We start from the raw sequence: 12,185 nt of genomic DNA on the forward strand, positions 1-12,185 counted from the left end.
ATGACCGTCACCCGGACCGTGCTCCCGCACACCGCCGAGCCCCCGCAGGCGCCGCCGGTGTCCCGCGCGTACGCCCGTACGAAGGCGACCCGTCTGCTGTCGGCGGGCACGTACCTCGACCCCGTCTACCGCGGCACCGTCATCAGGGAGTTGCTGCGCAACCGCTTCCGCGTGGTCGCGCCGTCCTACGGCTACGACAACGTGTCCGTCCTCGCGCACGCCCTCGCCGCCCGCCGACTGCGGCGTCTGCAACGGTGGTTGGGCGCCGGTTCGGTCGTCGCCGCGCTGATCCTGACCGCGAGCGGTGCGGTCAATCCCGTCATCGCCGTCCTGCTGGTGTTCTGGGCGCTGTGGGCGCTGGCGTACCTGCGCCGGATCGTGACCCTGAACATCCTGATGACGCGGCTGAAGGAGACCGGCACCGACGGCGGTTTCGACGGGGCGTACCCGGCGAACGCGCGCCTGACCGAGACCCTGATCCGCAAGATCGACCGGGAGCAGTCCGCCAGCGACAGCCTGGTCTTCTACGGCGGCTTCCGGCCGTTCGTCGGCGCGGGCGAACCGCTGCGCGACTGGGCGAACGCCCAACTCCTCATCGGTGCGCGGAAGCTGCGCCTGAAGTCGAGGGACCACGAGGGGAAGCGGGACGTCGAGGGGACGGCGCCGGGTCTCGACACCGACGAGCGCAAGCCGCTCCTGCCGTTCACCGTGGACAAGATCACCGCATACGTCGGCGAGCGGATGGCCGCCGAACTGCGCGACGGCGCGAAGCCGGGCGAGCGCATCGACGGCCTGGCCGTCGAGCGGCGCCGCTTCACGACGGCGATCCGGACCAACGACCGCACCAGCGGCGAGGGTTGGTCCCGGCTGCCCGGCATCGGCGATCTGCCGGACCTGCACTGGCGCGAGGACTACGACTCGGCGCGCGAGTACCTGTGCGTGCGGATCGGCTCGTGGAACGAGGAGTTGGTGACCTCGATCTTCGTCGGCTTCGACCTCAAGGGGAACACGCTCCACACCGAGTTCTACCCGTACGTCCTCGGGCCGCTCGTGGAGGACTTCCACCTGGTCGACCGGCTGCCGGACGCCTTCGACGGGCGGCTGGCGGCGCGGGTGGCCTGGGACATGGTCAAGGCGACGCCGCGCTGGGGGTTCAGCCTGCTGCTCTCGCCGCTGCGGCTGCTGCCCGAGCGCTTCCTGCCGTCGCCGCTGCGCTCCCTGGTCCGGCCCGGCCGCCGCGGCCCCAGTTCCATCCGGATCGGCACGAGCGTGACCTCGGTCGACAGCAGCGAATTCCGCCTGGGGCGTTACGTGACCAAGTCGGTCAACTGCGGCGCGCTGACCAGCGTGCGCGAGTTGGCGACGAACGACTACTACCACGCCTTCTTCCAGAAGTCCGACGCCGTGAAGTACACGCAGATCGTCGAGCGCCGTCTGCTGGAAATCATCCGGACGTTCCTGAACGACCACAATGTGGATCTCACCGACCACGACAGGGCGCAGAACAACATCCTCAACTACGAGGACAAGAGCATGCACGTCTCCGGCGACAACAACAGGAATTTCGGCTACGAGTACGCGCCGGGCAACGGCGGAACCGCGAACGGCCAAGGGGATTGAGCGGCATGGGCGACGAAATGGATCACCAGGACAAGCGCATGACCGTTTCCGGTTCCGGAAATGAGCACTTCGGGTACGAATACCGTCCTGTTCTGGCCGCCGCGCAGGAGCCGGCCGCCACCGGGACCGCGCGGCCGGACTCCCCGGCGCCGACGCCGTACGACGGCCTCCGCAGCCGCAACGTCTTCGTCGTGCACGGCCGGGACGAACAGGCGCGGCTCGCGATGTTCGGCCTGCTGCGGCGGCTCGACCTGCGCCCGTTGGAGTGGGAGGAGTTGGTGCGGGCGACCGGCAAGACCTCGCCCTACATCGGTGAGGTGATCGCGAACGCGCCGTCGCTCGCGCAGGCCGCGCTCGTGCTGCTCACCCCGGACGACACCGCCAAGCTGCACCCCGAACTCCTCGGTGACTACGAGCGGGTGGACGAGGTGCAGTACACCGGGCAGCCCCGGCAGAACGTGCTGATCGAGCTGGGTATGGTGCTGATGGCGTACCGCGCGCGCACGGTCATCGTCGAGGTGGGCCGGCTGCGGCACGCCACCGACATCGAGGGCCTCAACGTCATCCGCTTCGACGGCTCGCAGTCGTCGCTGGAGAAGGTCGTCGCCCGGCTGAAGGTGGCCGAGTGCCCGGTGGACGACAGCCGCTCCGACTGGCGCGACACGTCGTACTTCGAGAATCTGTCGGCCTATCGGCGGCTCGCCTGACACGCGGCCCGCCGGACACGCACCGCATCACCTCGCAGGACGAAGCAGGGGGCGGCCGGAGACCGGCCGCCCCTTCTCGTACGGTCCGCACGCGCCATCCGGCGTCCGCCTTACGCGCGGTCGACGCCCGACGCCAACGTCCGCAGGAAAGCGGCCACTTCCGGCATGTTGACGCGCTCCAGGTCCGCGGACCGGACCACCACCCGCAGCTCACGGCAGACCGCGCCCTCGCGGGACCTGGCGATGAACGACATCAGGATCAGCCGCAACAGGCTGTCCTGGTCGAGGTAGTCGAGACGGGACAGCCCCGAACCGACCAGCGGCATCGCCACCGCCTCCGGGCGCGCGTACCGACTCACCGTGTCCCAGAGCCGGTTGAGGCTGAACCAGAGGTCCTCCACGCTGGACGCGGCCACGTAGTCGTTGCCGATACGGCTGTACGCCGCCGCGAACGTCAGCCGCGGGCGGGTGCCGAGGACCGCCACCGTGCCGATCGGGTAGCGGTCCAGCTTGCCCAGCGGCTTGCGCGCCCGGTCCTCGCGCGCGACGGGCGTCACCGCGCCGAGGGCCGCGTCCAACTCGGCGTCCAGGCGCGGGAGGTCGTCGTCGTAGCGGCGGGAGAGCAACTGCCCCTGGACGCTGGCCTCGTTGATGACCAGGCCGCCCTCGGGGGCGGTGTCGAAGGTGTCGGTGAAGCCGATCACGAGGTGCGCGGCCTGCTCGAACAGGTCGCCCTCCTCGACCACCACCGTCATGTCGGGGCGCCGGAACTCCTGCCGCACGCGCGTGACCGGCCGGGCCCTGCCGATGCCCCACAGCACGCAGGCCGCCACCGATGCCGCGGTCACCGGGGCCGGATCGGGAAAGCTCTGGGGAAAGAGCTGCCCCACGAACTGGAGGACCGCGGATATTCCGCCGAATGCCGCAATGGCATTGCGCACGAAGATCTGCCGGGCGCGCCGCGCCACACGCAACCGTAAGCGAGCGCGGAGCCGAGTCCGTAACACGGAACGCGACGGAGAACGCGACGGAGAACGCGACGGGGGAAGCGACGGGGAACGCGGCCCGGTAGGCGATCCGCGCCGTAACCGCACGCGTAACCGCGCGCGCACGCGCATCCTGCGCCGCACCCCTGTCGGCGGGAGGGCCGGAACCGGGCCTGTGGGATCAGCGGAACTCATGGTTTTTCCAAGGCAGCTTGATAATCTGGCATTCGCCTCCGGGGGTTTGCGTCGAGGGAGGCGGAAACGGGTGGGGAAAGCAATGACGCACGTTCGGATAAATGTGCTGGGGCCCGTACTGCTCGAAGTCGACGGTCTTCCGGTACGGCTGACACCGCTCACGACCCGGCTGCTGGTCCGGCTGGTGGCCGCCGAGGGCGAGGCCGTTCCGGTACGTCAACTGCGCCGCGACGTCTGGGGGCTGGCCGACGAGCCGCGGCATCAGGCACAGCGCAATCGCAACGAGGTGCAAAAGCGTGTCCTGGAGTTGCGGCGCGCCCTCGACCCGGGTCAGGACGGCACGGCCGCCCGGCTGCTGCGGACCGAGCAGCAGGTCACCGTGGGCGGGGCGGAGACCGCGTACCGACTGGTGCCGCGCGCGGAGGAGTTGGACAGCGCGCGGTTCACGGCGGTCGTCGGCGAGGCGCTGCTCGCGCCGCCCGCGACCGCGGCCCACCGGCTGGCCGAGGCGCTGGGCATGGTGCGCGGACGGCCGCTTGCCGAGGTCAACGGGGAGGCGTTCGCCGTCGACTTCGTCCGGCGGCTCACCGCGCTCCAGGACTCCGCCCGACGCGGCCTGGTCCGCTCCCGCACCGAACTCGGCCGCCCCGATCTCGCCCTGCCGGTGGCCGAGTTGATCGCCCGCGAGCATCCCGGCGACCCGGACGCGGCCCGCACGCTCGAAGCCCTGCGGACCGCCCTGCGCGCGCGACACGGCGCCGAACTGCTGCGCCACGCGGTGCCGTTGCCCGGCCGACAAGTGGACGTCGTGCTCGTGCAGGGCGACCTGTTCGACCAGACGGACGCCAATCTGGTGGTCGGCTTCACCGACACCTTCGACACCGCGACCGACGAGGACGTCGTCATCAGCCGCGGCAGCGTCCAGGGCCAGCTCGTGGACCGGCTCTTCGCCGGCCAACGCCGCCTGCTGGACGAGAAGCTGCGGGCCGGGCTGCGCGCGGTGCCCGCCGTCGGGACGGAGAGCAGCCGCGCCAAACCGCGCGGCCGGCGCGTGCGCTACCCGGTGGGCACGACCGTCGCCGTACCGGTGGACGGACGGCGGGTCTTCGCGACGGCGTATTCGCGGATCGGCAACGACCTCGTCGCGCACTCCGGCCATGACGACCTGCGGGCCAGCCTGGACAGCCTCTGGGCCTCGGTGGCCGTGCACGGCATGTTCAAGCCGCTGGCCGTCCCGCTCATCGGCTCCGGACTCGCGCGCGTCACCGACCTCGACCGCGGTCAGCTCGCGGCCCTGATCGTCGACTCGTTCATCGGCGCGTGCCGTCGATACGCGGCGCTGACACCGGAGTTGCGGATCGTCATCAGGCCCGAGGACCTGGGCAGGACGGATCTGTCGCCGGTGGAGCGGCGGTTCGAGGAGCGGTACGGGGAGGCGGTGGCGGAGCCGGGTGGGCGGCCGGTGGTGGAGAGGGTCACGGAGGGGGCTGTTGCGGGGCGCGCGGAGAAGGTCCCGGAGCCCTTCGCGGGGGCGGACCTGGCCGAGTGACGGCGGGTGCGTGGGCGTCGCCGCGACCGTGGCCGTAGCCGTAGCCGTAGCCGTAGCCGTAGCCGCGACCGTACGCGTCCCCGAGCCCGTACCGTACGACCGGCTGCACCCGCCCATCTGCCCGTCCCCGTCCCGCCCGAGGCGTCGGCCCGGCCGGCCGCGCACACCTCAGTCGACCGCGGCGGGCGCTTCCGCGGGTACCCGCCGGGCGCTTCCGCCCCGCTTCCGATGCGGGGCGATGTCGGGGCCGCGTCCGTGTCGGTGTCGGGGCCGGTGTCCGGACCGTGTCGGGCGGTGTCGGACCGTGTCGGGCGGTGTCGGGCCTGGATGTCGGCCGGGCCGAAGGCGTCAGGCGGCGCTGAGGAGGGAGACGAGGTGGTCGACCGTCGCCGGGGACTCGCGGTGGAGGCCCGGCAGGTCGAGTCCCTCGTCGGCGAGGATCACCAACAGGGCGTGCTCGCCGACGGACAGGACGACGATGTAGCCGCCGTTGCAGCGGACGACGACGTCGCGCAGCCCGCCGAGACCGACTTCCGCCGCCGTGCGGCGGCCGACGCCGAGGCTCGCGGCGGCGAGCGCCGCCACCGACTCGGGCTGCACGGTCGCGGTGTCGGCGGCCACGAGCAGCCCGTCCGAGGTGGAGATCACCGTTTCGTTGACGCCCATCACGCGTTCACGCAGGGACTTGAGCGAAGCGACGAGCGCTTCGTAAGGGGCGGCACTGGTCATGGTGCACTCTCCTCGGGCAGGCCGGTCGCTGTCCCGCTCACGGCAACAGGTTGTTCTGTGACGGGTGGTTCGGTGACGAGTGATGGGGGTGACCGGGCGGCTTGCGCTCCGACGGCGGTCGTGTGGCCGGCAGTTGGCCGCCGGGCTGGCGGCGCGGAAGCGGCCTGTCGTCGGCGCCCGGCGGCGGCGGTGACTGCCGGTCGGCGGCCCGCGCGGTCAGCAGCGGGCGCGGCGCGAGCGGGTCGTCGTCGCGCGCGGCGGCCCTGCGGGTCGCGATCCTGGCCAGGTCGAGCATCACCGGGTACACCCCGCGCCCCAGCGCGAACGCGAGATCACGCGGTGTGCGGCGGCCGTTGGCGGCGAGCAGCAGCGTACGGCCGCGCTCGCCGATACGGTCCGCGTCGGACCTGGCCTCCGCGCGGACCGCGCCGCGCGCGAACTCCCCTACGGACGACACCATTTCGCGCAGCGTCCGCAGCCGCAGCGCCGTCTCCTCGGTCAGGCGCGCGGGCTCCTGGCCGGGCCAGGCGGCCAGTTCGGGGCCGCGTCCTGGACCGTGTCCTGGGCCGCGTTCCGGGTCGGAGCGCCAGCCGGTCACCGGTTGCAGGGCCATCGCGAAGGCGCCGTCGAAGAGCGCGGCGGTGCAGACGACGAACAGCTCCGCCGCCGTAACCGATCCGCGCGCGGTCAACACCGCTCCCAGTTCGCCGTTTTCGGGGAGCGCGGCCAGCGCGGCCTCCCACTCCCGCTCGTCGATCCGCCCGGACTTCAACAGCAGCGAGCGGGCGGAGGGGGCGGCGGGTGTCTCGACGGCGCCGACCAGTCCTTCGCGGAGGAAGAGGGTGCCACCGGGGCCGCCTTCGACGGTGACGGCTCCGGTGAAGCGCTCCTGGCGGAGCTGGGCGAGGAGAGCGGGGACGTTCCGGGGCACGCGCAGCTCGGGGTCGAGGTCGGAGTCGGAGTCGGGCAAGGGATCGGGCGAGGGCTCGGGCTCGGACACGGACACGGACACGGACTCAGGCTCGGACACGTCGTCGGGCTCGGTCCCGCTGTCAGCCGTCATGCGAACAGGCCCTCGGCGGCCGTGGCGATGTGCCGGGCGGCCAGCGCCAGATTGGTGTCGGCGCGGTCGAGCACCGTGGAGATCAGCACCGGGTCGCCCTGCCGGGCCACGACCCGCACGACGTGGTACGTCCGCCGCCCGGTCACCACCACGCTCTCCAACTCGCCCTCCGCTCCCGCCTCGTGCAGCCCGTCCTCGATGAGGCTCAGCAGACGGCAGACCTCAGGTCCGTTTCCGGCCACCGCGCAGTCCCCGCTCTCGGCGTATGTGAGACCGGTCACCGCGTCGACCAGGGCCGCACCGGACGTCCCGGACGCACCCGAGGTCCCAGCAGTCCCTGACGTCCCGGCAGCGGAAAGGACTTCGCCGAGTACCGACTCCAGCGCGTCCACAGGCACCCCTTCACTTTCGAACACCTGGCAGAGTACTTTAACGCCGAACTCTTTCACCTGTGATCGCGCATAGCTGTTTTCCGCTCACGCCGATCCTCGCCCGTACGGTCCGCGACACCCATGGACCTGCACAACCAAGGGAATTCCCGTGAACATTGAGTCGGCACTCAAAGAAGCGATGTCCGTCGAAGGCGCCATCGGGGTCGCGCTCGTCGACTACGAGAGCGGCATGGCGCTCGGCACGCTCGGCGGCGGCCGGGGCCTGGACCTGGAGGTGGCGGCGGCGGGCAACACCGAGGTCGTACGCGCCAAGGTCCGCACGCTGTCGATGCTCGCCATCGACGACACGATCGAGGACATCCTCATCACGCTGGGCACCCAGTACCACCTGATCCGCCTGCTCGGCAGCAGCACCGGCTCGCTCTTCCTCTACCTCGCGCTCGACCGGAGCCGGGCCAACCTCGCCCTGGCGCGGCACGTGCTCAAGCAGGTCGAGAACGGCCTGGAGGTCTGAGCCCCACCGGCTCCACCCGCCCCAGCCGCTCCACCTGCTCCACCTGCTCCATCCGCCGCGTCGGGTCCACCGGCTCCCCGGGGTCCACCGGCACCCCCGGCACCCCCGGCACCCCCGGCCCTGCCGGACGGAATATGCGGACGGAATTTGCCCGTCGGTGAATTTCCGCCCGCCGAATTCCCTTTCCCCTCAGCCCGGCCCCAACGGTCCCCAACCGGCCTCAGCCAAAACATCCACCCCGCCCGTCACACGGTCGACAGATTCCGCGGGACGGTGTTTTGGCATGCGCCATGCCGCATACACATGTAGGGCGGCGCCCCGCCACGCACGGGGAATCCATTTCTCCCGCCCCCGGCCCTGGCCCCACATTCCCCACGGGAACCACCTCGCGCGGCCCCCTCACCAGCCCCTGCCGCCGTGGCCGGATATCGCCGCCCCGGCGGCGGGCCGGTGCCGCCGGGCCGCCCCGCAGTCGCGCCGCTCCGCAGTCGGGCCGCCCCGCCGCTCCGCCGTCAGCCGGCGACGCGGAAGACGTAGTCGCCGGACCCGACCTCGTAGGCGGCGTAGCCGTCCTTCAGGCCGGTGAACCGGGCGTCGGAGGGGGCGTGGACGGCGGCGCGGGTGCGGGCCGGGACCAGGATCTGGGCCGAGGCGCCCACGGGGACGGTGGCGTGGAGCGTGAAGCGGCCGTGGTCGAGGGTCCAGGAGGAGGCCACGCGGCCGAGCGGGGACTCGACGTGGGCGGAGGCTTCGGTGAGGTCGCCGACCGGGTGGGGCCGGATCGTGATCCGGGTGTAGCCGGGCGCGGCGGGCTCGATGCCCGCGACGCGCTGGTAGAGCCAGTCGTCGACCGTGCCGAGGAAGGCGTGGTCGTGGGAGCGTGACGTGTCCTGCCACTCCTCCCACATGGTCGTGGCGCCGAGGCCCTGGAACCAGTAACCCCAGCCGGGGTAGGTGGGGTTGGTGGCGACGTCGTAGGCGAGGTCGCCGTTGCCGGTGTCGGTGAGGACGGGGAGGATCAACTTGGTGCCGAGCGCACCGGTGTTGAGGTGGCGGCCACGGGTCCTGATGTCGTTCGTGAGGTTGGCGACGACGGCCGCGCGCTCGGACGCGGGGACGATGCCGAGGCTGAGCGGCAGCAGGTTGGACGTCTGCCGGTAGCCCGCGTCCTTGTTGTCGTAGTACGCCTTCGCCTTGGCGTCGTAGAAGTTCGCGTTGATGGCGTTCGCCGTCGTCGTCGCGAAGGCGTCGAAGTGCGCGGCGTCGGCGCCGTGTCCGAGGGCGCGGGCGATCCTGGCCATCATGGTGGCCGTCTGGTGGATGTACGCGGTGCCCGAGAGACGGGTGCCCTCCGGCGGGAACGCGGCGCCGGGCGCGACCCAGTCGCCGTAGCTGAAGCCGGTGTAGACGTTGCCCGTCTTCGCGATGGTCTGCTCGTAGTGGTCGAGCCACAGCTTCATCGCGGCGTAGTTGTCCGCCAGCGGCCGGATGTCGCCGTAGTACCAGTACAGATCCCAGTTGATCAGCACGAAACTCGCCGACCAGACCGGGTCGTTCACGCCCTTGGCGCCGACGGTGCCGGGCACGGTGTGGCCGAGCGTGCCGTCCGCGTTCTGGTCGTCGCGGTGGGCGCGCATCCAGTTCTCGTAGAAGTTCTCCATGTCGAAGTTGGCGATGGCGGAGTCGGCGGTGAGATGCGCGTCCGCGTCGTACGGCCGCTTCTCGTACATCGGGGTGTCGGTCGGGATCGAGTGCAGGTTGTTCAGCGTCGTGTTCGCCTGGGCGTCCTGGAAGCGGTTGAGCAGGTCGCTCGAACTGCTGAAGTCGCCGGTGGCGGTGACCGCCGTGTGCACCCGCTCGCCCTTGACGGAGGTGACGGTGACGCCCGCGGGCGCGGCGACCTGTACGTAGCGGAAGCCGTCGTAGCTGTAGCTGGGGCGGTAACTCTCGCCGCTCGCCGCGCCCTTGAGCGTGTACGTGTACGTCTGGAGCCCGGCGTTGTCGACCGTGCCGTCGGCGAGCAGCTTCTCGCCGTACGTGATCGTGACGACGGACCCGGCGGGGCCGCGCAGCGCGGTGTCCGCCCAACCCGCCGTGGGCGAGGCGAAGTCGTACACCTTGACGGTGCTCGTCGCGTCGCTCCTGGGCGTGGTGACCTGCTTGACCGGGAGGGTGCCGGTCACCTTGATCGGCGGGAACGCCTGCGCGCGGAGGGTGCCGCCCGGGGCGGTGACGGGGAGCGCGGGCTTCCAGGCGGTGGCGTCGAACCCCGGCTTGTTCCAGCCGGGTTGTTCGAGCCGCGCGTCGTACGTCTCGCGGTACAGGACGGATTCGGTGCGCGTCGGGCCGTCGGCGGCCTGCCAACTACCGTCGCTGGTCACCTGTTGGGTGCTGCCGTCGGTGTAGGTGATGTCGAGTTCGAGCTTCAGCTTCGGCTCGCTGTGCCAGGGCGAGGCGTTCCACTCGTCGGGGTTCGTCATCGCGTAGTACCCGCGGCCGAGGCTCACGCCGAGCGTGTTGCCGCCGCTGCGCAGGGACTTGGTGACGTCGTACGTCGCGTACAGCACCGTCTTGTCGTAGACGGTGAAGGCCGGGTCGAGTTCGTGGTCGCCGACGCGCTGTCCGTTGAGGTAGAGCTTGTAGTAGCCGAACCCGGCGACGTAGGCGCGGGCGGACGCGACCTTCTTGGGGCGCTGGGCCTTGCCCTTCACGCCGCCGGTGGTGAAGTCCTTGCGCAGCAGCGGCTCGGGCGGGCTCGGGACGCCGACCGAGCTGTACCAGGGCGCGTCGCCGTAATGCGCGGCCTCCAGGGCCGCGGGCCAGGCCGCGTCGTCGAAGTCCGGCTGCTGCCAGCCGGTCGGCGCGGTGTCGCTCGCCTTCCAGGCGGCGTCTGTGACGAGGTCGGGCGGGACGCCCGCCGAGCCGTCGACGTGCAGCGTGCCGATCACCCCGGCCGGGCCGGGGAAGGTGTTGACGGCCTGGACCGCGATGACGTTACGGCCGGGCCGCAGGTCGGCCGCGATGTCCGTGACGGTGGCCGTGCTCCAGGAGTTGCTGACCTGCGGCGAGCGCGCGATCTCCTTGCCGTTGACGTAGAGGACGAAGCTGTCGTCGGCCGTCAGCTCGAACGGGGCCGCCGTGACGGCGGCGTTGGCGGGGAGGTCGACGGTGCGGCGGAAGTACCGCGTGGCCGCGGGCGCCGAATCGGCCGGTTTGCCCTCCGGGTACCAGATCCAGTCCGCGCCGGTGAGCGTCGTGGTCGCCGGTTTCGTCGGCGAGCCGATCCAACCGCCCTTGAACTGGCCCGGATCGAGGAACGCCGTCTCGAACGAGGCCGGTTGGCTCCACCGCGACACCTTGTGCGCGCCGTCCCAGACCCGCACGCGCCAGAAGTACCGTGTCTGCGACCGCAGTTGCCGTCCCGCGTACTCGACATCGAAGGACTTCGCCGAGCGCACCTCGCCGCTGTCCCACACATCCGCGCGGCCGTCGCGCGTGCTCGACACCGCGATCTCGTACGCCGTCTGCCTGGCGCCGTGCGCGCCGCCGCTCGCGCTCAGCGTCCACCCGAGCCGCGGCTTGGCCTCGTCCACCCCGAGCGGCTCGGTCTGATGCTCGACCGTCAACCCCCCGGCCCGCACCCCGCCGCCCCCGCCGCCGTGCCCGGCCCCACCGGCCTGCGCGGGCGCCACCCCCACGACCACCAAGCTCAGCACCGCCGTCACCACACGCACGATCACCGGGGTCTCCTCTGCATCTCTGCTTCGGCACGATCTCCCCATGCGTCGACCCCACGCGTCGCCCACGAAAAAATCGTTTCAAGTCCGTGGCCGCGAACCTAAGCGGCCACCCACCGAAGGTCAAGAGCCCCACCACAAAGCATCAACCCCACCCAATTGAAACGTATTTGAAACCCTGACACCCCCACCCATCCCCCCACCTCCACCGCCTACCGTGCAGCCATGACCGCCGCCGCCCCGCACCCCCACCCGCTGCTCTTCCTCGACGTCGACGGACCGCTCATCCCCTTCGGCGCGACGCGTAAGCAGCTCCCGGACGGCTACCCGACCTGCACGAGCCAGCTCGGGCCCGACGCCAACCCCCTGTCGGCACGGGTCAACCCCGCCCTGGGCGCCCGCCTGAGCGCCCTGCCGTGCGAGCTGGTGTGGGCCACCACCTGGGTATCCGAGGCCAACATCTCCCTCTCCCCGCTCCTCGGCCTCCCCCAGCTCCCCTTGGTCTCCTGGCCCGACCCCTCCGAAAGCCACGACATCCCCGGCCTCCACGGGAAGACCCGCCCCCACCCTGCTCCACCGCGTCGACCCCCACCGCGGCCTCACGGCCACGGACTTCGCGGCGCTCGACGAGTGGCTGAGCCGACTGCCCGACAGGGGCGAGTGATGGGGCCGTGCCCAGAGTGCCAAGTCCGC

The 12,185-nt window shown here is 71.4% G+C and carries 9 protein-coding genes and 1 pseudogene; 5 read left to right on the top strand and 5 right to left on the bottom strand.

Translation table 11 applies throughout. The features are described from left to right. Both ACIOC1_RS01370 and ACIOC1_RS01375 read left to right on the top strand, forming a co-directional pair. Positions 1–1,620: a hypothetical protein gene (locus tag ACIOC1_RS01370; RefSeq protein WP_401851031.1), complete on the top strand. Its 1,620-nt coding sequence runs from the start codon at positions 1–3 to the stop codon at positions 1,618–1,620. Positions 1,621–1,625: 5 nt separating this feature from the next. Then, the gene (locus tag ACIOC1_RS01375; RefSeq protein ID WP_355336466.1) at positions 1,626–2,327 is read left to right on the top strand and encodes a nucleotide-binding protein; all 702 of its coding nucleotides are present in this window, start codon (positions 1,626–1,628) and stop codon (positions 2,325–2,327) included. Positions 2,328–2,437: 110 nt separating this feature from the next. Here ACIOC1_RS01375 and ACIOC1_RS01380 read toward each other — a convergent pair whose 3' ends face one another. Beyond that, positions 2,438–3,268 (bottom strand): macro domain-containing protein, encoded by an 831-nt coding sequence (locus ACIOC1_RS01380; protein WP_401851034.1) that lies wholly within the window; start codon positions 3,266–3,268, stop codon positions 2,438–2,440. A gap of 322 nt (positions 3,269–3,590) precedes the next feature. Between ACIOC1_RS01380 and ACIOC1_RS01385 the strand changes: the two genes are divergently transcribed. After that, positions 3,591–5,057 (top strand): macro domain-containing protein, encoded by a 1,467-nt coding sequence (locus ACIOC1_RS01385; protein WP_401851037.1) that lies wholly within the window; start codon positions 3,591–3,593, stop codon positions 5,055–5,057. A 348-nt stretch (positions 5,058–5,405) separates the two neighbouring features. On the opposite strand, the gene ACIOC1_RS01390 is transcribed toward ACIOC1_RS01385, so the two are convergent. From ACIOC1_RS01390 to ACIOC1_RS01400, 3 genes are read right to left on the bottom strand one after another with little or no spacing between them, the layout of a single operon-like run. Beyond that, a complete protein-coding gene (locus ACIOC1_RS01390; protein WP_355336469.1) occupies positions 5,406–5,786 on the bottom strand; it encodes a roadblock/LC7 domain-containing protein in 381 nt (126 codons plus the stop codon). 37 nt (positions 5,787–5,823) lie between these two features. Continuing rightward, a complete protein-coding gene (locus ACIOC1_RS01395; RefSeq protein WP_401851040.1) occupies positions 5,824–6,798 on the bottom strand; it encodes a hypothetical protein in 975 nt (324 codons plus the stop codon). A gap of 47 nt (positions 6,799–6,845) precedes the next feature. Then, on the bottom strand, positions 6,846–7,130 hold the full coding sequence (locus tag ACIOC1_RS01400; protein WP_401851043.1) for a hypothetical protein: 285 nt from the start codon (positions 7,128–7,130) through the stop codon (positions 6,846–6,848). 259 nt (positions 7,131–7,389) lie between these two features. Here ACIOC1_RS01400 and ACIOC1_RS01405 point away from each other — a divergent pair, with 259 nt between their 5' ends. Continuing rightward, positions 7,390–7,755, top strand: coding sequence for a hypothetical protein (locus ACIOC1_RS01405; RefSeq protein ID WP_355336472.1), 366 nt, complete (start codon positions 7,390–7,392; stop codon positions 7,753–7,755). 512 nt (positions 7,756–8,267) lie between these two features. Here the strand turns inward: ACIOC1_RS01405 and ACIOC1_RS01410 are convergent. After that, positions 8,268–11,495 (bottom strand): family 78 glycoside hydrolase catalytic domain, encoded by a 3,228-nt coding sequence (locus ACIOC1_RS01410; protein WP_401851045.1) that lies wholly within the window; start codon positions 11,493–11,495, stop codon positions 8,268–8,270. A 222-nt stretch (positions 11,496–11,717) separates the two neighbouring features. On the opposite strand from ACIOC1_RS01410, the pseudogene ACIOC1_RS01415 reads away from it, so the two are divergent. Then, positions 11,718–12,156 (top strand): annotated as a pseudogene (locus ACIOC1_RS01415) (hypothetical protein). The last annotated feature ends 29 nt before the right edge of the window (positions 12,157–12,185 follow it).

The sequence above is a fragment of the Streptomyces sp. NPDC088197 genome (assembly GCF_044741185.1).
Lineage (GTDB): Bacteria > Actinomycetota > Actinomycetes > Streptomycetales > Streptomycetaceae > Actinacidiphila.

Excerpts from the sequence above, each read along its gene's own strand:
- ACIOC1_RS01390 (WP_355336469.1), bottom strand. The coding sequence starts at position 5,786 with ATGACCAGTGCCGCCCCTTACGAAGCGCTCGTCGCTTCGCTCAAGTCC.
- ACIOC1_RS01370 (WP_401851031.1), top strand. The coding sequence starts at position 1 with ATGACCGTCACCCGGACCGTGCTCCCGCACACCGCCGAGCCCCCGCAG.
- ACIOC1_RS01375 (WP_355336466.1), top strand. The coding sequence starts at position 1,626 with ATGGGCGACGAAATGGATCACCAGGACAAGCGCATGACCGTTTCCGGT.
- ACIOC1_RS01385 (WP_401851037.1), top strand. The coding sequence starts at position 3,591 with ATGACGCACGTTCGGATAAATGTGCTGGGGCCCGTACTGCTCGAAGTC.